31 protein-coding genes and 3 tRNA genes are annotated in these 23,087 nt (G+C 47.8%); 28 read left to right on the forward strand and 6 right to left on the reverse strand.

What is annotated here, in order from left to right; genetic code table 11:
- Nucleotides 1-70 precede the first annotated feature (70 nt).
- From fliB to sdiA, 8 genes are all read left to right on the forward strand, one after another.
- Nucleotides 71-1,273, forward strand: coding sequence for a flagellin lysine-N-methylase (gene fliB, locus NNO08_RS16880; protein ID WP_271457144.1), 1,203 nt, complete (start codon nucleotides 71-73; stop codon nucleotides 1,271-1,273).
- A 196-nt stretch (nucleotides 1,274-1,469) separates the two neighbouring features.
- Nucleotides 1,470-2,189: an RNA polymerase sigma factor FliA gene (fliA, locus tag NNO08_RS16885; protein WP_005127740.1), complete on the forward strand. Its 720-nt coding sequence runs from the start codon at nucleotides 1,470-1,472 to the stop codon at nucleotides 2,187-2,189.
- A gap of 57 nt (nucleotides 2,190-2,246) precedes the next feature.
- A complete protein-coding gene (gene fliZ / locus NNO08_RS16890; RefSeq protein ID WP_040232441.1) occupies nucleotides 2,247-2,798 on the forward strand; it encodes a flagella biosynthesis regulatory protein FliZ in 552 nt (183 codons plus the stop codon).
- 214 nt (nucleotides 2,799-3,012) lie between these two features.
- Nucleotides 3,013-3,813: a cystine ABC transporter substrate-binding protein gene (gene tcyJ, locus NNO08_RS16895; RefSeq protein WP_119174357.1), complete on the forward strand. Its 801-nt coding sequence runs from the start codon at nucleotides 3,013-3,015 to the stop codon at nucleotides 3,811-3,813.
- 155 nt (nucleotides 3,814-3,968) lie between these two features.
- Nucleotides 3,969-4,955 carry a D-cysteine desulfhydrase gene (dcyD, locus tag NNO08_RS16900; protein ID WP_115643231.1) on the forward strand — a complete coding sequence of 329 codons (987 nt, stop codon included), beginning with the start codon at nucleotides 3,969-3,971 and terminating at the stop codon, nucleotides 4,953-4,955.
- 21 nt (nucleotides 4,956-4,976) lie between these two features.
- Complete coding sequence (gene tcyL, locus NNO08_RS16905; protein ID WP_271457145.1) at nucleotides 4,977-5,645, forward strand: cystine ABC transporter permease; 669 nt, start codon at nucleotides 4,977-4,979, stop codon at nucleotides 5,643-5,645.
- Nucleotides 5,642-6,394, forward strand: a complete 753-nt coding sequence (tcyN, locus tag NNO08_RS16910) for an L-cystine ABC transporter ATP-binding protein TcyN (RefSeq protein ID WP_271442797.1) — start codon at nucleotides 5,642-5,644, stop codon at nucleotides 6,392-6,394. The genes tcyL and tcyN overlap by 4 nt, the downstream gene beginning before the upstream one ends.
- Before the next feature lie 230 nt (nucleotides 6,395-6,624).
- Entirely contained in the window at nucleotides 6,625-7,347 is a 723-nt protein-coding gene (gene sdiA, locus NNO08_RS16915; RefSeq protein ID WP_137381532.1) for a transcriptional regulator SdiA, read from the forward strand.
- 66 nt (nucleotides 7,348-7,413) lie between these two features.
- Here sdiA and NNO08_RS16920 read toward each other — a convergent pair whose 3' ends face one another.
- Together NNO08_RS16920 and NNO08_RS23220 are read right to left on the reverse strand one after the other, a co-directional pair.
- On the reverse strand, nucleotides 7,414-7,638 hold the full coding sequence (locus NNO08_RS16920; protein WP_005127733.1) for a DUF2594 family protein: 225 nt from the start codon (nucleotides 7,636-7,638) through the stop codon (nucleotides 7,414-7,416).
- Between the two features lie 19 nt (nucleotides 7,639-7,657).
- Entirely contained in the window at nucleotides 7,658-7,705 is a 48-nt protein-coding gene (locus NNO08_RS23220) for a hypothetical protein (protein WP_418222342.1), read from the reverse strand.
- 393 nt (nucleotides 7,706-8,098) lie between these two features.
- Between NNO08_RS23220 and uvrY the strand changes: the two genes are divergently transcribed.
- From uvrY to NNO08_RS16955, 6 genes are all read left to right on the forward strand, one after another.
- Entirely contained in the window at nucleotides 8,099-8,755 is a 657-nt protein-coding gene (uvrY, locus tag NNO08_RS16930; RefSeq protein ID WP_137381533.1) for a UvrY/SirA/GacA family response regulator transcription factor, read from the forward strand.
- Complete coding sequence (gene uvrC / locus NNO08_RS16935; RefSeq protein ID WP_271457146.1) at nucleotides 8,752-10,584, forward strand: excinuclease ABC subunit UvrC; 1,833 nt, start codon at nucleotides 8,752-8,754, stop codon at nucleotides 10,582-10,584. Before uvrY ends, uvrC begins: the two co-directional genes overlap by 4 nt.
- Before the next feature lie 55 nt (nucleotides 10,585-10,639).
- Complete coding sequence (gene pgsA, locus NNO08_RS16940) at nucleotides 10,640-11,188, forward strand: CDP-diacylglycerol--glycerol-3-phosphate 3-phosphatidyltransferase (RefSeq protein WP_003030490.1); 549 nt, start codon at nucleotides 10,640-10,642, stop codon at nucleotides 11,186-11,188.
- Between the two features lie 151 nt (nucleotides 11,189-11,339).
- Nucleotides 11,340-11,415 (forward strand) — tRNA-Gly (locus tag NNO08_RS16945).
- A 51-nt stretch (nucleotides 11,416-11,466) separates the two neighbouring features.
- Nucleotides 11,467-11,540: transfer RNA gene (locus NNO08_RS16950), tRNA-Cys, on the forward strand.
- A 12-nt stretch (nucleotides 11,541-11,552) separates the two neighbouring features.
- Nucleotides 11,553-11,639: transfer RNA gene (locus NNO08_RS16955), tRNA-Leu, on the forward strand.
- A gap of 128 nt (nucleotides 11,640-11,767) precedes the next feature.
- On the opposite strand, the gene NNO08_RS16960 is transcribed toward NNO08_RS16955, so the two are convergent.
- From NNO08_RS16960 to NNO08_RS16975, 4 genes are all read right to left on the reverse strand, one after another.
- Nucleotides 11,768-12,775, reverse strand: coding sequence for a phage integrase (locus tag NNO08_RS16960; RefSeq protein WP_271457147.1), 1,008 nt, complete (start codon nucleotides 12,773-12,775; stop codon nucleotides 11,768-11,770).
- Between the two features lie 83 nt (nucleotides 12,776-12,858).
- Nucleotides 12,859-13,593 (reverse strand): hypothetical protein, encoded by a 735-nt coding sequence (locus tag NNO08_RS16965; RefSeq protein WP_271457148.1) that lies wholly within the window; start codon nucleotides 13,591-13,593, stop codon nucleotides 12,859-12,861.
- Nucleotides 13,594-13,661: 68 nt separating this feature from the next.
- The gene (locus NNO08_RS16970) at nucleotides 13,662-14,291 is read right to left on the reverse strand and encodes a hypothetical protein (protein WP_271457149.1); all 630 of its coding nucleotides are present in this window, start codon (nucleotides 14,289-14,291) and stop codon (nucleotides 13,662-13,664) included.
- A 9-nt stretch (nucleotides 14,292-14,300) separates the two neighbouring features.
- On the reverse strand, nucleotides 14,301-14,684 hold the full coding sequence (locus NNO08_RS16975; protein ID WP_137399607.1) for a helix-turn-helix domain-containing protein: 384 nt from the start codon (nucleotides 14,682-14,684) through the stop codon (nucleotides 14,301-14,303).
- Nucleotides 14,685-14,995: 311 nt separating this feature from the next.
- On the opposite strand from NNO08_RS16975, the gene NNO08_RS16980 reads away from it, so the two are divergent.
- The 14 genes from NNO08_RS16980 to NNO08_RS17045 all read left to right on the forward strand — a co-directional run bounded on the left by NNO08_RS16980 (nucleotide 14,996) and on the right by NNO08_RS17045 (nucleotide 22,979).
- Complete coding sequence (locus tag NNO08_RS16980; protein ID WP_024142410.1) at nucleotides 14,996-15,199, forward strand: hypothetical protein; 204 nt, start codon at nucleotides 14,996-14,998, stop codon at nucleotides 15,197-15,199.
- A 10-nt stretch (nucleotides 15,200-15,209) separates the two neighbouring features.
- Nucleotides 15,210-15,410 (forward strand): DUF4761 family protein, encoded by a 201-nt coding sequence (locus NNO08_RS16985; protein ID WP_181497866.1) that lies wholly within the window; start codon nucleotides 15,210-15,212, stop codon nucleotides 15,408-15,410.
- Nucleotides 15,400-15,573, forward strand: a complete 174-nt coding sequence (locus tag NNO08_RS16990) for a hypothetical protein (RefSeq protein WP_174334974.1) — start codon at nucleotides 15,400-15,402, stop codon at nucleotides 15,571-15,573. The genes NNO08_RS16985 and NNO08_RS16990 overlap by 11 nt, the downstream gene beginning before the upstream one ends.
- 12 nt (nucleotides 15,574-15,585) lie before the next feature.
- Nucleotides 15,586-15,813, forward strand: coding sequence for a phage filamentation protein Fil family protein (locus NNO08_RS16995; RefSeq protein WP_101743134.1), 228 nt, complete (start codon nucleotides 15,586-15,588; stop codon nucleotides 15,811-15,813).
- A gap of 18 nt (nucleotides 15,814-15,831) precedes the next feature.
- Complete coding sequence (locus tag NNO08_RS17000) at nucleotides 15,832-16,104, forward strand: hypothetical protein (protein WP_101743133.1); 273 nt, start codon at nucleotides 15,832-15,834, stop codon at nucleotides 16,102-16,104.
- A gap of 69 nt (nucleotides 16,105-16,173) precedes the next feature.
- Nucleotides 16,174-16,398, forward strand: a complete 225-nt coding sequence (locus tag NNO08_RS17005; RefSeq protein WP_124021243.1) for a hypothetical protein — start codon at nucleotides 16,174-16,176, stop codon at nucleotides 16,396-16,398.
- Nucleotides 16,395-16,943: a 3'-5' exonuclease gene (locus NNO08_RS17010; protein WP_271454249.1), complete on the forward strand. Its 549-nt coding sequence runs from the start codon at nucleotides 16,395-16,397 to the stop codon at nucleotides 16,941-16,943. Before NNO08_RS17005 ends, NNO08_RS17010 begins: the two co-directional genes overlap by 4 nt.
- 8 nt (nucleotides 16,944-16,951) lie before the next feature.
- Nucleotides 16,952-17,917 carry a DNA adenine methylase gene (locus tag NNO08_RS17015; protein WP_271457150.1) on the forward strand — a complete coding sequence of 322 codons (966 nt, stop codon included), beginning with the start codon at nucleotides 16,952-16,954 and terminating at the stop codon, nucleotides 17,915-17,917.
- On the forward strand, nucleotides 17,917-18,123 hold the full coding sequence (locus tag NNO08_RS17020) for a hypothetical protein (protein ID WP_003835835.1): 207 nt from the start codon (nucleotides 17,917-17,919) through the stop codon (nucleotides 18,121-18,123). The genes NNO08_RS17015 and NNO08_RS17020 overlap by 1 nt, the downstream gene beginning before the upstream one ends.
- Nucleotides 18,120-18,293: a hypothetical protein gene (locus tag NNO08_RS17025; RefSeq protein WP_271454248.1), complete on the forward strand. Its 174-nt coding sequence runs from the start codon at nucleotides 18,120-18,122 to the stop codon at nucleotides 18,291-18,293. The genes NNO08_RS17020 and NNO08_RS17025 overlap by 4 nt, the downstream gene beginning before the upstream one ends.
- Before the next feature lie 10 nt (nucleotides 18,294-18,303).
- Nucleotides 18,304-18,852, forward strand: a complete 549-nt coding sequence (locus tag NNO08_RS17030) for an AsnC family protein (RefSeq protein WP_271457151.1) — start codon at nucleotides 18,304-18,306, stop codon at nucleotides 18,850-18,852.
- On the forward strand, nucleotides 18,849-21,479 hold the full coding sequence (locus NNO08_RS17035) for a replication endonuclease (protein ID WP_271457152.1): 2,631 nt from the start codon (nucleotides 18,849-18,851) through the stop codon (nucleotides 21,477-21,479). Before NNO08_RS17030 ends, NNO08_RS17035 begins: the two co-directional genes overlap by 4 nt.
- Nucleotides 21,480-21,586: 107 nt before the next feature.
- A complete protein-coding gene (locus NNO08_RS17040) occupies nucleotides 21,587-22,495 on the forward strand; it encodes an endonuclease/exonuclease/phosphatase family protein (RefSeq protein ID WP_271457153.1) in 909 nt (302 codons plus the stop codon).
- 1 nt (nucleotide 22,496) lies between these two features.
- A complete protein-coding gene (locus tag NNO08_RS17045) occupies nucleotides 22,497-22,979 on the forward strand; it encodes a hypothetical protein (RefSeq protein WP_271457154.1) in 483 nt (160 codons plus the stop codon).
- Nucleotides 22,980-23,087: the final 108 nt, after the last annotated feature.

Below are 23,087 nucleotides of genomic sequence, written 5' to 3' on the forward strand. Positions count from 1 at the left end.
TGGGTTACTCAGTCATTAGAGACAATAAAGGCAGCGAAAGCTGCCTTTTTTCTATACTGGAGTCTGAAGAATGCAAGAAATTACCGTTACTGAACCCCATTTTGTGACTACGTTTCAGTGCACTGGCACGCAATGTCGCGATCATTGCTGTAAAGGCTGGAATATACATCTGGATAAGGCAACGGTGAATAAGTATGTCTCCAGTAAAAATGAGAATATTAGAAGTATTGCTAAAGAAAATATTATTCTGCTTAAGAAAGATATTACGCAGTGGGGGATGATTAAACTTGCGGATAACACAGGGAACTGTCCTTATCTGACTGAAGAGAGTCTGTGTCAGGTACAAAAAACGCTCGGGGCCCAGGCGCTAAGTACGACCTGTCAGACATTCCCGCGTATTGAGCGCGTCTATAAAAATGATGTGAGAAAATCGCTAAATTTATCCTGCCCTGAGGTTGTTAGCATTGTATTAACAGACCCTAATGCGATGATGTTAAATGAAAAAAGCATCGTTAAGCCGCAGGCTAATGTTAAACCCGCGCTTACACCACAACAAAAGTTGTTGAATCTTTTTTGTTTAAGTCTTGTTGATCAGGCTGGGCGTGATATCAACGCCGGACTTTATGCGCTGATTAAGTTTGCGTTATTTATCGAGAAATTTAAGGCGGTTGATAATACTGCGTTGGCAGAGATTGAACCCGTTTATCATGCGCTGCTGACTCAACTTCAATCGGGCGAGTTAAGAAAAGAGTTGTCAGATTTCTCGGCGGATCGAAATATCAAATTATCCTTAGTGCTTTTGTTGCAGGACTATTTTCGCAGTAACTCAGGGAGCAGATCGAGTGGTGTGCTGAATTATTATATTCAGTGTTTACTGAGAACGTTAACTCAGGACGATATGCAGTCTGTAGATGAGGGGATCGCCAGACTAGAGGCGACCTGGCAGAAGGTTTACGAGCAACAGGATGAGACTGGATTCGATCTTAAAAATCTTATTTTGTATAAAATTTGGGAAAACAACTTCCCGAATCAAAAGAATGTAGACCCGTTACGATCCTTATACATGATAGGCGTTGAATACTACTTTATCAAAATGTTGATCGCCGCAAGTGCCTATGAGAGAACATATCTGGAGAAGGAAGATGCGATCAATATCGTCTACAGCTTCCATTCCCTGAGCCAGCATAATCCGATCGTGCATGAGAACTTCCACAAGCACATCGAGACCGTCAGAACGGGTGATGACCTGTCGATGATTCATCTCTTGACATAATTTTACCAGGGATGCGTGAAAGCGCATCCCTGGCACGTTAACCATTTGATTTATGGCTGATTATTTTCTCCGCGAAATAACCCCATAACCTACATAAGTGAAATAACCCTTCTTTTATAGCCTTATTCCTCCGATAGAACCCCCTGCAGAAACGGATAATCATGCCGATAACTCATTTAACGCAGGGCTGTTTATCGTGAATTCACTGTATACCGCTGAAGGTGTAATGGATAAACACTCGCTGTGGCAGCGTTATGTACCGTTGGTGCGTCACGAAGCATTGCGCCTTCAGGTGCGCTTGCCGGCGAGCGTGGAACTGGATGACCTGCTACAAGCGGGCGGCATCGGGTTATTGAATGCAGTTGACCGATATGACGCTTTGCAAGGAACGGCATTTACCACTTACGCAGTGCAGCGTATTCGTGGGGCTATGCTGGATGAACTACGCAGCCGGGACTGGGTGCCGCGTAGCGTTCGGCGCAATGCCCGCGAAGTGGCACAGGCGATGGGGCAACTGGAGCAGGAATTAGGACGCAACGCGACGGAAACAGAAGTGGCGGAGCGTCTGGGGATCCCTGTACAAGAGTATCGTCAGATGTTGCTTGATACCAATAACAGCCAACTCTTCTCATACGACGAGTGGCGGGAAGAGCATGGCGATAGTATTGAGCTGGTGACAGAAGAGCATCAGCAAGAAAACCCGTTACAACAGCTTCTTGAGGGGAACCTCCGTCAGCGCGTGATGGATGCGATCGACGCATTGCCGGAGCGCGAGAAGCTGGTATTGACGCTGTACTATCAGGAAGAGCTGAATCTGAAAGAGATTGGTGCTGTTCTGGAAGTCGGCGAATCACGGGTCAGTCAGTTGCACAGCCAGGCTATCAAACGTCTACGCACCAAGCTGGGTAAGCTATAAGGGGTAATCTTTGCCCCTGAACAATGCCGCATAACGTATTGACTACCAGGAGTTCTCATGACGGTGCAGCAATCAAAAAGACGGCCACTAAGCCGCTACCTCAAAGATTTCAAACACAGCCAGACGCATTGCGCCCATTGCTTTAAGTTGCTCGACAGGATCACGCTGGTTCGCCGCGGGCAGATTGTGAATAAGATAGCCATCTCCCGCCTGGACACGTTGCTTGATGATGCTGAATGGGCGCAAGAGAAAAAAGAGTGGGTGGCGTTGTGCCGTTTCTGCGGTGATTTGCATTGCAAAGAGCAAAGCGACTTCTTTGACATTATCGGCTTTAAACAATTTTTGTTTGAGCAAACCGAAATGAGCCACGGTACGGTGCGCGAATATGTTGTTCGCCTGCGTCGTCTTGGCAATCATCTGACCGAACAAAAAATTTCCCACGACCTGCTGCAGGAAGGATTCCTCGACGAAAACCTCGCTCCGTGGCTGCCAGAAACCAGCACCAATAACTACCGCATTGCGCTACGTAAGTATGAGCAGTTTAAAGCCCATACGCATATGGGGCATATGCAGAAATCCGCCTGGACAGCCAGTTCTGATATATATTAAAAACGAATAAGGTGTAACAGAGTCGTGTTTGTGAATTACGGCGAACGTTCTACACTACGCTCATACACACGTCATCCTTCAAGCTGTCTCTGCGTTGGCGCCCCAGTCACTTACTTTAGTAAGCTCCTGGGGACTTACTCGCTTGCCGCCTTGATGCAACTCGAATGATTTTGTGGATAAATAGCAGTCACTAATGACAATATTCGGGGTAACTATGAAATTAGCACTTCTGGGACGTCAGGCGCTGATGGGTGTAATGGCTGTTGCACTTGTCGCGGGTATGAGCGCAAAAACATTTGCGGACGAAGGTCTGTTAAATAAAGTGAAAGAGCGCGGCACGCTGCTGGTGGGGCTGGAAGGGACTTATCCCCCGTTTAGTTTCCAGGGTGACGACGGCAAACTGACCGGTTTTGAGGTGGAATTTGCCGAGGAGCTGGCTAAACATCTGGGTGTGAAAGCCTCGCTCAAGCCGACCAAATGGGACGGTATGCTGGCGTCGTTAGATTCCAAACGTATCGATGTGGTGATAAACCAGGTAACCATCTCTGACGAACGTAAGAAGAAATACGATTTCTCTACCCCGTATACGGTTTCTGGTATCCAGGCGCTGGTGAAGAAAGGTAACGAAGGCGTGATTAAGACCGCCGCGGACCTGAAAGGTAAAAAAGTCGGTGTTGGTCTGGGGACCAACTACGAAGAGTGGCTGCGTCAGAACGTGCAGGGCGTAGATATTCGTACCTATGATGATGACCCGACCAAATATCAGGATCTGCGCGTAGGCCGTATCGATGCCATTCTGGTTGACCGTCTGGCCGCGTTGGATCTGGTGAAGAAAACCAAAGACACCCTGGCCGTGACCGGTGAAGCGTTCTCACGCCAGGAATCTGGTGTGGCGCTACGTAAAGGCAATGAAGATCTGCTGAAAGCTGTGGATGCAGCCATTGCCGAGATGCAAAAAGACGGCACGCTGAAAGCCCTGTCCGAAAAATGGTTTGGAGCGGATGTGACGAAATAATCATCATTCGGATAAAAAAGGCGCCTTTAACAGCGCCTTTTTTTATTCCATTGCGCCTGAACGTGCATAATAAAAAGAACATCACAACAACTTCTCCTCTCAGGCTTTTGGGCTGCTTGCTGCCCACAAGATGATGAGTAAACACCGGAGGCTCTATGCCACTGCATAACTTAACGCGCTTTCCCCGTCTGGAATTTATTGGCGCGCCAACGCCGCTCGAATATCTCCCGCGTTTCTCTGATTATCTCGGCCGCGATATTTTTATTAAACGCGATGACGTCACGCCGATGGCGATGGGCGGTAATAAACTGCGCAAACTGGAATTTCTGGCGGCGGACGCGCTGCGTGAAGGCGCAGACACATTGATCACCGCAGGGGCTATCCAGTCGAACCACGTGCGTCAGACGGCGGCGGTCGCGGCGAAGCTGGGGCTTCACTGTGTGGCGCTGTTAGAAAACCCGATAGGCACGACGGCGGAAAATTACCTCAGTAACGGTAACCGACTGTTGCTGGATCTGTTCAATACCCAGATTGAAATGTGTGATGCGCTAACCGATCCGAATGCGCAGCTTCAGGAACTGGCGACACGGATTGAAGCGCAGGGGTTCCGCCCGTATGTGATCCCGGTTGGCGGTTCTAACGCGTTGGGCGCATTGGGTTATGTCGAAAGCGCGCTGGAAATTGCTCAGCAATGTGAAGGTGCAGTAGAACTTTCATCCGTCGTGGTGGCGTCGGGCAGCGCAGGAACGCACGCCGGGCTGGCGGTAGGGCTGGAACAATTGATGCCGAACGTTGAGCTTATCGGCGTCACCGTTTCACGCAGCGTTGCTGACCAAAAACCAAAAGTCGTTGCGCTTCAGCAGGCGATTGCCAGTGAGCTGGAACTGACCGCGGCGGCAGATATTTTACTGTGGGATGATTATTTTGCGCCGGGTTACGGTACGCCAAATGAAGAAGGCATGGAGGCGGTAAAACTGTTGGCACGTCTGGAAGGCATCTTGTTGGACCCGGTGTATACCGGTAAAGCGATGGCAGGCCTGATTGACGGTATCAGCCAGAAACGCTTTAAAGATGAAGGGCCAATCCTCTTTATTCATACCGGTGGGGCACCTGCGTTATTTGCCTACCATCCACATGTATGACAACCAGGTAGAAAAATACTAATGCAAGAAAGTATCCAACTGGTCATTGATTCGCTGCCGTATCTGCTGAAAGGGGCGGTATTTACGCTCCAACTGAGTATCGGCGGGATGTTTTTTGGCCTGGTGCTGGGGTTCATCCTGGCGCTAATGCGTTTGTCATCACTGTTACCTGTGCGCTGGCTGGCGCGCTTTTATATCTCTATCTTTCGCGGTACGCCGTTAATTGCCCAGCTGTTTATGATCTACTACGGTCTGCCGCAGTTTGGTATTGAGCTGGACCCGATTCCGGCTGCAATGATCGGTCTGTCGCTGAATACTGCGGCTTACGCGGCAGAAACGCTGCGTGCGGCCATCTCCTCCATTGACAAAGGGCAGTGGGAAGCTGGGTCGAGTATCGGTATGACACCGTGGCAGACGATGCGCAGGGCGATTCTACCGCAGGCGGCACGCGTGGCATTGCCGCCGCTGAGCAACAGTTTTATCAGTCTGGTGAAAGACACATCACTGGCCGCGACCATCCAGGTACCGGAACTGTTCCGCCAGGCGCAGCTGATTACTTCACGTACGCTTGAGGTGTTTACCATGTATCTGGCGGCCTCGCTGATTTACTGGGTCATGGCGACGGTGCTTTCTGCGCTGCAGAACTATTTTGAAGAACAGCTCAACCGCCAGGAGAGAGATCCGAAATGAGTGCTATTGAAGTCAGAAACCTGGTGAAAAAATTTCACGGGCAAACGGTACTGCACGGCATTGATCTGGACGTTAAGCCTGGTGAAGTTGTGGCGATTATTGGGCCGAGCGGTTCAGGCAAAACTACGCTGCTGCGCAGTATTAATTTGCTGGAACAACCAGAGGCGGGCACCATCAAGGTCGGAGACATTACCATTGATACCGCACGTTCCTTAAGCCAGCAGAAAGGACTGATTCGCCAGTTGCGCCAGCATGTGGGGTTTGTGTTCCAGAACTTTAATTTATTTCCACATCGCACAGTACTGGAAAACATTATTGAAGGTCCGGTCATTGTGAAGGGAGAACCGAAGGCGGAAGCGACAGCGCGCGCGCGTGAACTTCTGACAAAGGTTGGGCTTGCGGGTAAAGAGAGCAGCTATCCACGGCGGTTATCCGGCGGTCAGCAGCAGCGTGTCGCCATTGCCCGGGCGCTGGCTATGCGTCCGGAAGTGATTCTTTTTGATGAACCGACCTCCGCGCTGGACCCGGAACTGGTTGGCGAAGTGCTTAATACAATTCGTCAGCTGGCGCAGGAAAAACGCACCATGGTCATTGTGACACATGAAATGAGCTTTGCGCGTGACGTTGCTGACCGGGCGATATTTATGGATCAGGGCAAGATAGTGGAGCAGGGGCCTGCAAAATCCTTATTTACTCATCCGCAGCAACCGCGAACCCGTCAGTTTCTTGAAAAGTTCCTGATGCAATAAAAGGTTAGAGAGCACTCATCGAAATAGTTTTTTGGTGAGTGCTCATTGCATAACTATTTATAATTACTGCTTTATTATTATTGCTTCATCCTGCCAGCATTGTGGGCTGTTACGTTACACTCAAGTAATTTCTTATTTGTCCGATAATTTGCATATATAAAATACATTTATGTGTTAGCTTGTTTCATACATTTGGATGATTATCAATCTCAGGGGCATTACCACTTAGTATGCAGGATCATGATTTCTTCACCTGGCGACGGAGCATGCTGTTACGCTTTCAGGAAATGGCGGCGGCAGAGGATGTCTATAACGAATTACAACATCAGACGCAGCACTTAGAGTTCGACTTTTATGCGCTCTGTGTCCGTCATCCCGTACCCTTTACCCGACCTAAAACGGTACTTCATACGACGTATCCCAAAGCATGGGTTGCACATTATCAATCAGAAAATTATTTCGCTATCGATCCGGTACTGAAACCCGAAAACTTCAGTCAGGGCCACTTACCGTGGGATGATACCTTGTTCCGTGACGCACAGCCGTTGTGGGACGCCGCGCGTAATCACGGTCTGCGCAAGGGGATGACGCAGTGCTTGATGTTGCCAAACCGGGCACTAGGTTTTTTGTCTGTGTCTCGCGCAAGTTTACGTAATGGCCGCTTTGCGCAGGATGAAGTCGAGCTCAGGATGCAACTGCTGGTACGAGAAAGTCTGTCAGTACTTATGCGGCTGGAAGATGACATGGTCATGGCGCCGGAGATGCGTTTTAGTAAGCGCGAAAAAGAGATTCTGAAATGGACCGCTGAGGGGAAAACCTCTTCCGAGATAGCAATGATTCTGTCGATCTCTGAAAATACCGTTAACTTTCATCAGAAGAATATGCAGAAGAAGTTTAACGCGCCAAACAAAACACAGATTGCCTGTTATGCCGCCGCAACGGGGCTTATCTGAATAAAATGTCGTTCTGAGTGTCAGACGCAAAACCGGCTGAGAGCATCGCTGTCAGCCGGTTTCTTATCACTGACGATAGGCCTGTTTAATTTGTTTAACAGTGCTGGTAAATACCGCGGCCTGTGTTTCGTCCTCAATCAGCGCGATCTGTTTTTCCATTTTAAGAATCACGCGTCCTGCATCGGCTTGTCCCATTGCCTGCAGCATCAGCGTTAACATGGCCTTCAGGCAGGTGACTTCATTAGCCAGTTCTTGATTATTCTCAGCAGTGGAAAAATCAGGCGTACTCATTTATTTTCCTCGTTATGTTTCAATGAAAAAGTGCGATGGCAAACGTCAAGGCGGCGGAGTATACCATAAGCTCGGCTAAAAATATCTGAGGTTGTTTTTTGCGCAAACAAAACCCAATGAGATTAAAATAAACAAGATGTTGCGGTGCATATATTTTCTCCACTCTTTGTTTATTCCGAGTATTTTACTCGTTAATTATTGTTACAAGCTTACCTTCCTATTTAGCATTCGGCGTAAGAATATGAATTTTTTGTCACTATTCTGAAACAGCTATGCAGATATAACCGCTGGCAAAAGCCCTTCAGCCATGAAAGTTTCCACGGTTCGTACAATCTAATTTCCAAAAACGAGAGCAAAATCGAAAGTCGGGTGTTTTTTAGATTTCAAAGTTGAGATAAAACCCGTTAACATAGGACCGATTAACTATCGGTAGCGTTATCCCTATTCTGGAGATATTCCTTTGATCAACGTTTTTCTTGTTGATGACCACGAACTGGTGCGCGCAGGGATACGACGCATTCTGGAAGATATAAAAGGCATTAAAGTTGTCGGCGAGGCGTGCTGCGGCGAAGATGCGGTCAAATGGTGCCGCGCTAACGCCGTCGATGTTGTGCTGATGGACATGAATATGCCCGGTATTGGCGGTCTGGAGGCAACCCGCAAAATTGCGCGTTCCTCGGCTGACATTAAAGTGATCATGTTGACTGTTCATACCGAAAACCCGCTGCCGGCAAAAGTTATGCAGGCGGGAGCCGCGGGCTATCTCAGTAAGGGGGCAGCCCCTCAGGAAGTCGTGAGTGCGATTCGTTCGGTTTTTTCCGGACAGCGCTACATTGCTTCCGATATTGCTCAACAAATGGCGCTTAGCCAGATTGAGCCAGAGAAAACGGAAACCCCGTTTGCCAGTTTGTCTGAACGCGAGTTGCAGATTATGCTGATGATCACCAAAGGCCAGAAGGTCAATGAGATCTCAGAGCAACTGAATCTTAGTCCCAAAACAGTGAACAGCTATCGCTATCGAATGTTCAGTAAATTAAACATTCATGGTGATGTGGAGCTGACTCACCTGGCAATTCGCCATGGCCTGTGTAATGCGGAGACATTAACAAGCCTGTGACCGATCAGTTCGATGCTAAAGCGTTTCTGAAAACTGTGACCAGCCAGCCTGGCGTCTATCGTATGTACGATACCGCCGGGACGGTTATCTATGTCGGTAAAGCGAAAGACCTGAAAAAACGGCTCTCCAGCTATTTCCGCAGCAACCTCGCGTCGCGTAAAACCGAAGCGCTGGTGGCACAAATTCAGCAGATTGATGTCACGGTGACGCACACCGAAACTGAAGCATTATTGCTTGAGCACAATTACATCAAGCTGTATCAACCGCGCTATAACGTATTACTGCGCGACGATAAATCCTATCCCTTTATTTTCCTGAGTGGCGATACCCATCCGCGTCTGGCGACGCATCGCGGTGCGAAGCATGCTAAAGGTGAATACTTTGGACCATTTCCTAACGGTTATGCTGTCCGTGAAACACTGGCGCTGTTGCAGAAAATTTTCCCAATACGTCAGTGCGAAAATAGCGTTTATCGCAACCGTTCACGCCCCTGTTTGCAATATCAGATTGGCCGTTGCCTTGGGCCATGCGTCGCCGGTCTGGTGAGTGAAGAAGAGTACGCGCAGCAGGTTGACTATGTACGGCTGTTTTTATCCGGCAAAGACGATCAGGTGTTAACGCAACTGATCGCCCGGATGGAGAAGGCCAGTCAGAACCTTGAGTTTGAAGAGGCCGCGCGTATCCGCGACCAAATTCAGGCGGTTCGCCGCGTCACTGAAAAACAGTTTGTTTCCAATACTGGCGACGATCTGGATGTCATCGGCGTGGCATTTGATGCCGGGATGGCCTGCGTACATGTATTGTTCATTCGTCAGGGCAAAGTGTTAGGCAGTCGCAGCTATTTTCCTAAAGTGCCCGGGGGAACGGAGCTGGGCGAGGTGGTTGAAACCTTCGTTGGGCAGTTCTATTTACAGGGTAGCCAGGTGCGTACCTTGCCTGGTGAGATCCTGCTCGATTTCAATCTTAGCGATAAGACGCTGTTGGCTGACTCTTTGTCTGAGCTGGCCGGGAGGAAGATTAACGTCCAGACGAAGCCGCGAGGCGATCGCGCCCGATATCTGAAGCTGGCGCGTACTAATGCGGCTACGGCGTTAACCACCAAACTTTCCCAGCAGTCCACGATTACCCAACGACTGACGGCGCTGGCATCCGTGCTGAAACTGCCTGCGGTGAAACGCATGGAGTGTTTTGACATTAGCCACACGATGGGGGAGCAGACCGTTGCCTCCTGCGTGGTTTTTGACGCTAACGGGCCGCTGCGCGCAGAGTATCGTCGCTATAACATTACGGGTATTACGCCGGGTGATGATTACGCGGCGATGAACCAGGTACTACGTCGGCGTTACGGTAAGGTAATAGAAGAAAGTAAGATCCCGGATGTTATTTTGATCGACGGTGGTAAAGGCCAGCTAGGGCAGGCGAAAGCTGTTTTTGCTGAACTGGACGTGTCCTGGGATAAACAGCACCCTCTGTTGCTGGGGGTGGCAAAAGGGGCAGATCGCAAAGCCGGCCTGGAAACTCTGTTCTTTGAACCGGAAGGTGAGGGGTTTAGCCTGCCGCCGGATTCCCCTGCGTTGCACGTGATTCAGCATATCCGCGATGAGTCTCACGATCACGCCATCAGTGGACACCGTAAAAAACGGGCGAAGGTGAAAAGCACCAGCACGCTGGAAACCATCGAAGGCGTTGGACCTAAGCGCCGACAAATGTTGCTGAAGTATATGGGGGGTTTGCAAGGGCTTCGTAACGCCAGTGTCGAAGAAATTGCAAAAGTGCCGGGTATTTCGCAAGCTCTGGCAGAAAAGATCTTCTACTCGTTGAAACATTAGGCCCTCTGTAGCAACATAGGGGTAATTTCACTGACAACAGATAGTTATCCGTCATATGCAATTTAATATCCCTACATTGCTCACGCTGTTTCGCGTCATTCTGATCCCATTCTTTGTATTGGCGTTTTATCTGCCATTCACCTGGGCTCCCTTCGTTTGTGCGCTGATTTTCTGTATCGCAGCCGTTACCGACTGGTTTGACGGTTTTCTGGCGCGCCGCTGGAACCAAAGCACACGTTTCGGGGCGTTCCTCGATCCGGTGGCAGATAAGGTCCTGGTGGCTATCGCGATGGTGCTGGTGACGGAGCACTACCACAGCTGGTGGGTGACATTGCCTGCCGCCACGATGATCGCGCGTGAAATTATCATTTCAGCACTGCGTGAATGGATGGCAGAACTTGGCAAGCGTAGTAGCGTGGCGGTGTCGTGGATCGGTAAAGTCAAAACGACATCGCAAATGGCGGCGCTGGCATGGCTGCTGTGGCGTCCAAATATCTGGGTAGAGTATGCCGGGATTGCACTTTTCTTTGTCGCCGCGATTCTGACTTTATGGTCAATGTTCCAGTATTTGAGCGCTGCACGGGGAGATTTGCTTGATCAGTGATCGTTTCGCCGCAAATTTCAGCAAACGATCGTCAGTGGTGAAAAATATCGTTGACTCATTGCGTCAGGTAAGTAGAATGCAACGCATCGAACGGCAGCACTGATTGCCAGACGATAACAAAATCAAGTGATTAACAAAGTTACTTGGTGATGCGGGAATAGCTCAGTTGGTAGAGCACGACCTTGCCAAGGTCGGGGTCGCGAGTTCGAGTCTCGTTTCCCGCTCCAAATTTAAAACATCGGCATTTGCGGATGTTTGGCTGAAAGCCAGAAGATTTCGGCGCGTTAGCAAAGCGGTTATGTAGCGGATTGCAAATCCGTCTAGTCCGGTTCGACTCCGGAACGCGCCTCCAATTTCTTCCCGAGCCCGGATGGTGGAATCGGTAGACACAAGGGATTTAAAATCCCTCGGCGTTCGCGCTGTGTGGGTTCAAGTCCCACTCCGGGTACCATGGGAAAGAATAGAATAATCAAAGCAATAAGCAGTGTCGTGAAACCACCTACGGGTGGTTTTTTTGTTTTTGTCGTTTGCCAGTGGCAGCAAAATGGCAGCAGCGTGGCAGCATATTTTTGTGTTTGTCTATTTTGCCTCTTGGCGGTTATCGAACGGGTTAAGTGCTACCGCAGCATCAAGGTGGTTTGGGGCAAAATGCGCATACCTCATTGTCATCATGATCGTGCTGTGCCCGAGAATTTGCTGTAACACCAAAATATTCCCACCTCGCATCATGAAGTGACTCGCGAATGTATGACGTAGTACATGGGTACGCTGTCCTTTGGGTAGCTCTATACCTGCGCGTGCGAGAGCTGCCTTAAAAGCCTCGTATGCGGGTGAGAAGAGGGCACCACGCTTTTTAGGGAGCATCTCCTGTAGTTGTTGTGAAATTGGCACTGTGCGGTTCTTCTTGCTTTTGGTTTGCGTAAACGTCAGACGACCAGGAAGGATTTGAGATTGCTTTAAGTCTTGAGCCTCGCTCCATCGTGCACCGGTCGCCAGACAAATTCGTACGATAATCCCTAAATCTTTATTTGCAGACTGGTCGCATGCTGCAAGCAATCGGTCAATTTCTTCCTCATACAGAAAAGCCAGCTCCTGATCACCTTCTTTGAACTGCCTGATTCCAGATAGCGGGTTATCTCCTTCCCATTCCCCCAGCCGCTTCATTTCCGAGAATACTGCATGCAGATAAGACTGCTCGCGGTTTACTGTCGCTTCACTCAGCTTCTTCTTGCCTTTCTGATTCCATTCACCACTCAAACGCCGCTCCCGGTATACAGCGAAAGTGTTTTTATCAAAGTGAGAAGCCAATGGATCACCAAGACGTTCGCATATGGCTAGTAACTTCACCTTTCTTTCATCACCAGATGAGAGCGTTTTGCCATGCATTTCATACCAACGCTCAACAAATGCAGAGAGCGTTACCGCACAGTCATTAATAGCCTGACTGGCGACGCTATTCATGGTGCGACGCTCATAGGAGAGTGCCTCACCTTTAGTTGCAAACTGTTTGCGTATACGCTTGCCATCGCGGCCATATGGGAAGCACTGGCAGAGCCATTTGCCTGAGGGAAGTTTGCGCACTGTCATCGCTATAAACCTTTTAGCTCGAATGAGAAATGATGGTGCTTTCAGCTTATGAAAACACCAAAATTAGGTAAAAGACGGGATTCTTACTCGCTTAAGATTCTTGTTATCTGACCTGACTTAATGTCAACATCAGCGGATATGGTTTGTTTTACCCGCGCTGCATAAGCATTGGTACCGCTGAACGTTGTTGAAACTATGGCGTGAGGATTATCTTTCATAATAACGCGGTAGGTAGTTTTAATATGTTTGTACGAATCTTCATCATTCATACTTTCTTTAATAGCTTTCTCAAGTGGTCTGTAGGAGCCATCCCAGCCACTGAACTGCGCAAAGAACGTGTCAAAATTCGTTCGAGAATCTAATGATTTTGGATCTTGTTTATAATCATTGGCGCACCAGCTAAGAACCTCGCCGATTTGTAAATCATCGCTTTTGGTTGCAGCATACTCACTTAAGCAGTTATAAAAACCATTGAAAGCCGAATCTTTAAAGTCCTCGGAAATTAAATAATCAGAAATGATGTCCTTGCGTTCTTTAGCCGGTTTCGCCTGATACTCACCTAATGTAGTTGTAGGGTATTTAAATCTCTTCGCTTCGCGCTGAGCTTGGGCAGTTTTTTCCTGTGCTGCGGAAATCTCTTCAGCAGATTGCTGCGTGGGGTAGAGGTACCCTTTTGTACCACCTATCACAATGCAAACAAGTAGATAGACTAATGATGACTTTTTACGGTTCGGCATACCAACCCAAGAAGGCTTAAACAAGCCAATCCAGAATGCTATTGCTGCGATAGAACCGATGATTACAAGTAAATTTTCCATTTAAAATCCTTTCACATTTCTGATTTCCAAAAACAAGACTGTCAATAACAAGTAATAATGTTAGGTTGTTAAAATATAAGAGCGCCGATTAGCATCCCAAAAGCAAATACGGAAACAATGGTCTGCAATGGATAACTGCTGATTAGGAAACCAAGTTTGGTTAATTTCTTGGTATTAGGAGTTTTATCTAACAGGATTTTTTGATCATCAAGCCAACGTGATGCTTCTTGAAGCTGGTTGAGGGTAAGGTGGTTTAGGCGGCCTGTCCCAAAGTTAAAATGACAATATCGCAACAGATTTTGCCGCATATCTGATTCTTGGGAGTTTTTTAGCAAAAGATGGGTAAGCGCCCTACGACTTTCAGTTTCCTTAAGGCGTTCCAGCATTGCCTGTAAGAAACTGACTGCGGTGTGATATTGATTCACTGTCATGTCATCTATGCTGGAGACGCCAATTTCAGCATGTAATTTTTGCCATATTTCATAAGCTTCAACATTCTCGCTACCTTCTAAGATAGCAGTAACAAGCCTATTGAGTTCTATGCGTTGTGCTTTTACTAATGGGCGTTCATCTTTCTTCTCTGATGGTATTGCAATGTTTATTGTGTGACGACCATCAAATTTATCTATCTGGACGTGATTTTCGGTAAAATCACGTCCAGCAACCCGGTTTTGTTCTCCAGAGGTATTGATTGCCATAAAGTTTCCCTACTTCTTATTTTCGTTAAAATCCCTGCCCGCTACGCGATTTCCTTGGCCTGATACGCTAATTGATGCGTTTGATGAACTACCTGCAGTTAGGGCCGCAAGAGCTGCTGCTTTAACTGCAAGAGGCGCTTTTCTAAACAGGGTAAGTAGCTCTTGTTCATCAGCATTAAGCGCTTCAGAAGTTCTGATCCCTGTGACAATGAACTGAACGTCAGCTCCAAATTTTGATATTGCACAGAGGTAAGAGGAATCAGGAGATCGTTCACCTTTTTCATAGTTAAGCTGTGTGAGCTTTTTAACTCCACCAATCTCTCCTAATGCAGCTTGGCTTAGTCCTAAGCGCTCACGTTCCTCGCGCAAGCGCATACCGATATAATCTTGCATACCAAAATCCCTTGACTGGTATAAATATTTATACCATTATGTTTTTCACAGACACTTAGCAGATCACAATATACCACTATGACACAAGCACAAAACACACAGCGGGCGCGTACGCCCAAAAACAGCGTAGCGGGAGGGTCTTTACCGCTACGTCTGTCACCTGAAGAACGCACTGAAATTGAAGCAATGGCAGAGGCTGAATGTCGATCTGCTTCAAACATGGTTCGCATAGTTTTTTTGCGCGGGCTTGAGTGCATGAAATCCACACATTTTCCGCAATCTGGTAACTGATACTAGCGTGTGAGGTAGAAATGACGGGCGTGACCATCAATATGAATGTTGCTGCTCCTTATGTATCTCTCAAGGAGTATTCCAGACTAACCGGCATTCCATTTGACACATGCAGGTTAATGGTTCGCGACGGAAGGATAATTATCAGACCTAAAGAGCTATCAGGGGGCAAGGTGGAAGTAAACATGATAGCCATGCTCAAGGATGCCATCGCAAACAGTTGACAGGAAAATCATGAATCATCTAATCCAACTGAGTCGACATAGTTATGTATATCGGGGATTCACTATTCACAAGTGCCCTAAAAACTCCAGAACAATGCAGCGTTCATATAGCGTGCTGAATGATGGGAATTATTTCGGCAGAGACTTTGCATTAGCAGAGGCAATGCGAACCATTGATAAACTAAAAAATGGTGGGAGAAATGAAACTTGAAATGGCTATCGGGATTTTTATTTTTGCTGTGTTTGTTTTGAGCCTGATTCAGTTCCTGATTAGGTGGCATTGCAATAAAGCGAAGCAACAAAAAGAGAAGCGGCTTTCTGAATTTAAAGCCAGACGCGAAGAAGTAGAACGTAAGTCCCGCAGACAACTGTAGCAGGAACAAGATATGAACGATAACGCTCCATCACTTGCCAGCCTGTTAAGGCAGGGTTGCCAAGTAACACACCATCGCAATACTCGCGGCTGGATCGAGTGCCCTGACGGACGTTTCTTTAAACCAGAACCGAACAAGGTTCGCTTTATTAAAGGTATGAGTAAGCCTTTTGTTTATACGAAAAAGATAAATAAAGGCTTACTTACCACTCTGGCAAGAGCATTCAAAAAACTACTGTAGCGGTAGAAGGAGGCTTACGTGTTTACTGAAGAGAAAACATCGTGGGAACGGGAAATGCTGATTCGCGAAGCGGTGGAGAATGCGGAGAAAGGTTTTACTGTTAATTTAAAAAATGGCGCACGCATTGTTGTAACTCCTGACAGTCCATCAATTGATTTAATTATTTATGGTCTGGAGAAAACAATTCGCGGAAATCATGAGCGGGCTCGAATGACCTTTATTGATTTTCTTTATTATTGGCACGAAAGGATATTTAAACAGGTTAAGCGGAAACCACGTCCTAATCACTAGTTAATCAGGTTTGAAAATTAAAGGCATTCATTATTTCGGGCTTCATTTTGCCTTTTTCAGGAGGTTGCCATGTCGGTTAAGTCAATAAAACTGGAGAGCGGAATTAGTGATCCGGACTTTATGGAAATAAACACCAATGCACGGAAAAGCGAACGTGCTCACCTTCTTGGTCTGCTGCGTATTTTTATGAGCCAACTGAAAAAGGAAAGTGCCACTCAGGAAGAAATTCATTTATCAGTCGAGCGGTGGATCAGCAACCGCGAATTAATCATCAGTGAGGATAAAAGCTTATGAACAACATCATGTTAGATATTCGCGCTCTGGGTAAATCTCCAGATTCTCCGGTGTTTGCTATTGAGTGCGTTTTTTTCGAACCATCAACGGGGAAGATTGGCCCGCAATATTACCGTGCAATTGATATCAGAACCGTGGGCGGTATTTACCCTGAAACGGTTTTACAGCTCATGAAGGGGGATGCCGAACAACGTGCTGAGGTTATCAATGCTACCTGTCGAGAGATTGATGCTGTCAGTGGCGTCTGTCGTTTTATCAAAGACAATGCCTCAAAACACGAAAAGCTCATTTGCTGGTCAGCCGGAGACTCAGCAGACGTTACTACGCTCGCGTATGCTCTTTCCCGCCATGGTCTTGGTCCATCATTACCGTATTTCGACATTCGCTACCTATCAACATTGATTCATATCGCTGGCGTTACCGGATACGTCCCGCATCCGCGCCGTTCTACAGCGACTTATATGCTGACAGATGCTGTTTATCGCGCCGAGCAGGTTTGCGAGATCTGGCAGCGCCTGACTTCTCCACACCTCGAATCGTTGTGAGTTTGAAAATGATTAAGTCACCTCTGAAATGGGCGGGTGGAAAAGCTCGCGTTATGCCGCAACTGCTGGAGCATTTGCCAAAAGCTGATTGTCTGATTGAGCCATTCGTTGGTAGCGGAACCGTATTTATGAATACGGAATACCGTCACTATGTGCTTTGCGATAGCAATCTGAATCTGATCAACTTCTTCCGTCAACTAACAGGCCGACCAGAGGACACAATTTCTGCCTGTCGCTGGATATTTAGCGGCGGGAATAATGCCGAGGAATTTTATAAGCGGCGAGCTGAATTCAATTCTCTGACCCAAAAAGCGGACTTAGATCCGGATGCTGCGTTGCTTCATGCTGCGTATTTTTTGTACCTGAATCGCCATACGTACAACGGTCTTTATCGCGAAAATCTGAAGGGGGAATTTAACTCGCCCTTTGGAAAATATGCCGAGCCTTACTTCCCTGAAAATGAAATGCGTTTGTTTGCTGAAAAGGCCAATGACACAAAAGCGCTTTTCTATCATGGCGACTTTCGCGATTCAATCCCGGGCACTATGCGGCTGGCGCATGACGCAGTTATTTATTGCGACCCCCCATACATACCGGCCAGCAAAACAGCCAGTTTCACCACCTACGGCAAGCCGTTTACCCTCGATGATCATCGCGCCCTGGTTGCAGCCCTGCTCAATGTTAATCACCAGTATGGTCATCGCGCGGTGATATCCAACAGCGACACGCCTGAAACTCGCGAAATTTATTCCGCCTTCAACCTTCACTCCCTGAGTGTCCGCCGCTCTGTAAGCGCCAAAAGCCGCGATATGGCTGGCGAGGTTATTGGCGTTCTTCGCGTGTGTGATGGCTGCGATAGTGCTGGCGGTGGCCGCTGCCCGGATTGTGGACCGGTAATGGGGAATGCAACTTACGGCGAGATGTTTTTAGGCTTCGACCCTGCCAAGGGCTGTGAAACGCAGGAGCCTTTCTGATGACCATCAAAAAGACTCATACGGGCATCGTTATTACCAAAGATGGCCCGCAGCGCAAGAAGTTGCACCAGACGGAATCCATGTGGGTAGTCGGTAAAACAGAGTGCTACCGGAAAGACACTGGCAAACGTCACTTTGCCGAACGTACCCGCCGTCGACTGCTGCTTGATTCAATCGAAGAGATTCGGGAGGTCGCCACCCGATGAACACAGTTGATGCAGTGATTACTCGCGTGCTCGACGTTCGCCCATATCGCCATTTCTGGATCGTGGAGGTGGAGGTGTTGAGTTGGGGCAGGTACAGCAGCACGACCATTATCCGTGATACCGAAAAAGACGCCAGGCAGGTTAAGCCAGGCGCCACCGTGACAATTTAGGGGCCGCGCGATGCATCTGAAACGAAGAGGAACACCAGGAAAAGCACCAAAGCATGTTCGGGCATGGACTCCGGAAGAAGACCAAATGCTTATTTTGCTATATGCGGAATTTAGTGCGGCTGAAGTTGCACGCCAGATAGGAAGGCCTCTTGGTGGTGTTGAGCGTCGTATTACAACACTCAGGAAGAGCAATCCAGGTCTCCTGGCAAAGCAGCGACCATTCACTTTGGAAGAAGAACATTTCATACGGCAGAACTGTAAAACAATGACGGTTAAACAGGTGGCTGAGTCTCTTCACCGGAAGCGTGGAGATGTGATCCAAAAAGCACTGCGTATGAAGATCAGTTTTTTTAAATGTGGGGATGCGCATCACAGCACTCGTATTTCAGATGCTGATGTACAGCTAATCAGGGAATTACGGGATGACGAACATGGAGCGAGACTGACGTTTGCCGAGATCGCAGAAAAATTCGACATAACTGAGCATGCAGCATGGCGGATTTATAATTACCGCCTTACGGCTGCTGACTGTGTTTCCCGTGAGCTGGTATCTAAATGAGCGATTTCATCCCACTGACATGGGAATGGAACGCCAAAAGGCAAGCAGTTAATCCATCCCTGGTTGAAGAGTCAGCGATCGAATACATCACTCCAAAAGGCGAACGCAAGGCGCTCGCCTATGGTGATCTGGTTGATGCTGTCTACCGTGCTCCTATGCGCCCGCGCGAGGGCGATGCGCGTGAAGCATTTGATCGCAATGGCCGCGCTAACTACCTCCGCCGTCGGGTGCAAACGCTCCCGGCGTTTATCCGTAAGCGCTTCTCGCAGCACCTTGAAAACCTCGAGCGCAGCAAGCCAAAAGACGTCGTGCGCTGGCTGTTCGGTACGTTTGAGAGGCATGTTTTACGCCGTGTTGATGCGGTTAACGAGCAATACCTCCCACAAAGTACGCTCCCCGCGCTTCTTCTTCCGCTGCGTGATGAATTTCACCTGCTGCCGTGGGCGGACAAAAAGCGCCTGAAAAGACTGGCGTATAAGCTTGCGAACTTGATGAAAAGCGAGTTTATGCGCGAGTTTGATTTTCAGTATGAACAAACATCCGATCTCGAGTTTTCGTCGATTTACGCATACGGGGCTATAGCGAGCAAGTCGGCGATGCTCAATATCGCGATCCCAGGATGGGCGCGTTATTGCGATGAAGAGCTGGACGCCGACGAGGCACTGCGTGCCGCTGGCAGACTTCATTCCGAAAAATGGTGGCTTAACAAAATCCGTCGCATCCATGACTGCTGGCGCGAACATCTAATGATCACGACCGGCTACGTCAGCAAAGTGGCTTCACCATATTGCTCCGATCCCTGCTTCAGGGAATGGGTGGCTCAGAAAAAAGCGAACTTCGAATTCCTTCAGGCGATGGAACTGGAAGACCAGGACACTGGCGAGCGCAGCTCATTACTGGATAAGGTGATGGGTAGTGTTTCCAACCCGAAGATCGCGCGGCATGAGCTGATGGTGCGCATGCGCGGGTTTGAGGATATGGCGAATGAAATGGGGCTGGTTGGCATGTTCTACACGCTGACAGCGCCGTCGCGTTACCACTCAACACATGTCCAGTCAGGCAGACGAAACGATAAGTACCAGCACGCCAGCCCGCGTCAGACGCAAAAATACCTTTGCAAAGTCTGGGCGCGCGTCAGAGCCAAATGGAGTCGCGAAGGTATTCGCACGTTTGGTTTTCGTGTTGCAGAGCCTCACCACGATGGAACCCCTCACTGGCATCTGTTGCTCTTCCTCCGTCCTGAAGAAGTAGAGTATGCAACAGCCATTTTCCGCAAACACGCCATGAAAGAGGACGGTAACGAGAAAGGTGCTTCAGAGCACCGTTTTACCGTTATGCCGATGGACGAGCAATTTGGGTCTGCAACAGGCTATATCGCGAAATATATCTCGAAAAATATCGATGGCTACGGCATGGATGGTGAAGTGGATCTTGAGTCAGGCCAGCCGGTCAGGGAGATGGCAAAGCGTGTACGCGCCTGGGCTTCACGCTGGAACATCCGCCAGTTTCAGCAGATTGGCGGTGCTCCTGTTACCACCTGGCGCGAATTGCGCCGGTTAGGTAGTCGCGAGCTGGTATTACATCCAGAACTGGAAGCGGCACGGGCAGCAGCCGATGCGCCAGATTGGCCAGGATACACCAACGCTCAGGGCGGGCCATTTGTCGCGCGCGATTGCCTGCGCGTTCGGCTTAACTATGAATTCACCGAAAACGGCAATGATTATGGTGACACGGTCGCCAAAATTACTGGCGTTTATTGCCCTTATACGGGCAGCGAATCAGTCATTTTCACCCGCACCACCGATTACAAGATTGTGCCGAAGCGTAAGCCGTCGCCGGTCGAGATTTTGACCTTAGAAGGCCGCGCAGCGGCCCCTCGGAGTTCTGTCAATAACTGTACGGGGCGCTCCGGAACGGACGAAAAACCACCGTTAAAAGTAGCGGTGCCAGTTGGTACCACACCGTCAAAACCGACGATGCATGCCGGTATTGATCACCCGGACAGTCAGATGACAGAACTTCCGCTGAATATCGAAGATTTGCGCCGATATTCGCGCCAGCAGCGGCAGGAAATCACCAGCAGACTGAAAAACTTTGGCCGCGAAAGCTCAGATCATGCCTTCGAGCGTACCGCGCGCGGCCTGCGCACGTCTGTTGATGATGAAACTGCGTTGGCGTGGGGGCCAAAAGTGGTCGCTGCGAAAGATATGAGCCTGACACCAGAAGAGGCAGAACAGCGCTGGCGGCAACAGCTGCGGACTGAAGCGGAGCGGCGTGCGGATAACTATGCCGCCGCAGTTGCGGAATACCAGAAGAAAAAAGCCGAAGCGGCACTGCGGCAGGTACAGCAAAGAGATGCTGCGAAACAAAGCGGAGTTAGCGAGGAAACCATCGCCAGCATCAGCGCGCAGCTGCGTAGTTGCAGGATTTTCGTCAGCGATGAAGTTGTGAGGTCGATTGCTGGCGGTGCCCGCGTTCGCCAAGGTGGCGGACTGATTGCCATGAATAATGGCAGGTTGCAGGAAGTAAAGGCATGGTGTGCCGGTGAGAAAGATAAACCAACGTCCGAATATGTAGCGGTGTATGATCTGCTTATACGCTGGAGGAAAGCTTGTAGACAGAAATAGATTAGCGTTTAAAGGGGAATTATTTATCTATTGACGTTTATTAGTATCCTTCTTAAAGTGTATCCGTTAGAAGTGTGGCAAGACTGTTTCTTAGGGGATTTAATACAATGGAATTAAAAAATAAGAAAAAAATCACCTTTGCATGGTGGAACACAAGTATGTCTCCACACTCGAAAGAAAATACCGCTAGTGATGAACATAAAGATTATGTTGCTCTGACATTGTTACGTCTGATTCAAACTAAAGATGTCGATGTGTTATGTTTATGCGAAGTGTCTAAAGATGACGTATTGTTAATTTGGAAGTATTTATCTCTACTTGGTTTTTCTGTATATGATGGAACAATAAAGGACGGGAGAAAGAAATTCGATTTGTGTGTGTTTTATAAATCGAATTTACTTGATTTTGCTAATTCTGAAATAATTAGCAAGCCGTATATTTCAAATAACATTTATGCTGGCCAAGAAATTGATTTCGTCATAAAGGAAACAGGCGAGCCAATTACTTTGTATTTGGTTCATTGGTCAAGTAGGCTATATGACCATGAGGATTCCGCAAAAAAACACTATGTGAGTGCAGCTTTAAGGGATGCAGTTTTTGCCAGTATTGAACAAAGAAAAATAAAAAATGTGATTATCCTTGGAGACTTTAATGAAGAACCATTTAATAAAAGTTTAACTGACATATTGTGCGCTTCAAGAGATATCAATTTAGTGAAGAAATCTCCTAGGCTTTTGTATAATCCATTCTGGAGACATTTAGTTAATGGTAGGATGTTTCCTGAGCATAAAGAGTTTGAAGGATGTGGTACATACTACTATAAGGGTGACGAGATTCATCGTTGGAGAACGTTTGATCAGATAATATTTTCGTCTAGCTTTGTTAGAGATGGTGATTGGTTTTTGAATGAGGCTAATACTGAGATATTTTATGATGAAACGTTTATTAAGTTTATTTACAACTCAAAGTCAAAATTTGATCATTTGCCAGTAATATCAACAATAGAGAGGTGCTAACATGAAGGATTTTAAAGATTCATTGCTGGCAGGAATTGCGGCGGCAAGAAAAGCTGAAAATAACAGAAGTGAAATAAGTTTGGTGCTTGCTAATTTGAATAGTCAAGTGAAAGAAATAAGCCAAAACAAAGCAATTTTTTCACGTGGTAATTTTATTCGGAGGCAAGAAAATAATGCAGCCCAGGCTTTTGTAAATCTAGCGCAGCAACTTACTATGAGTCACGCTACTAAAACATATGAAGGACTTGGTATTTATGACAGCGAAGGTAAAAACGGTATTGTTATTGCTGAGTGGACAGAAGATGATTCTGGATATCCTTGTATAGTTAGCTGTGGTGGGGAAAAATTGGTTTGCTCAAATAAAACTGAGCTAGAGAATGCTTTGTCGTACGTCTTGAGATCAGTTAAAACTGGTGAGGCAATTCTAACTCAGATTGAACGATTTGATAAAAAAGCAAAACCTAAGGATGCTGATCCTGCTTAGATCGTTCTTTTAGGAGCGGTAGTCTATACAGGTGGGGTATAGATTTTATTTGAGTATGTATTGCATAAAAACGCACAAATTTGCACAATTTTTGAAACGTCCTTTTTG

The organism is Citrobacter sp. Igbk 17 (assembly GCF_028069775.1).
Taxonomy (GTDB): domain Bacteria; phylum Pseudomonadota; class Gammaproteobacteria; order Enterobacterales; family Enterobacteriaceae; genus Citrobacter.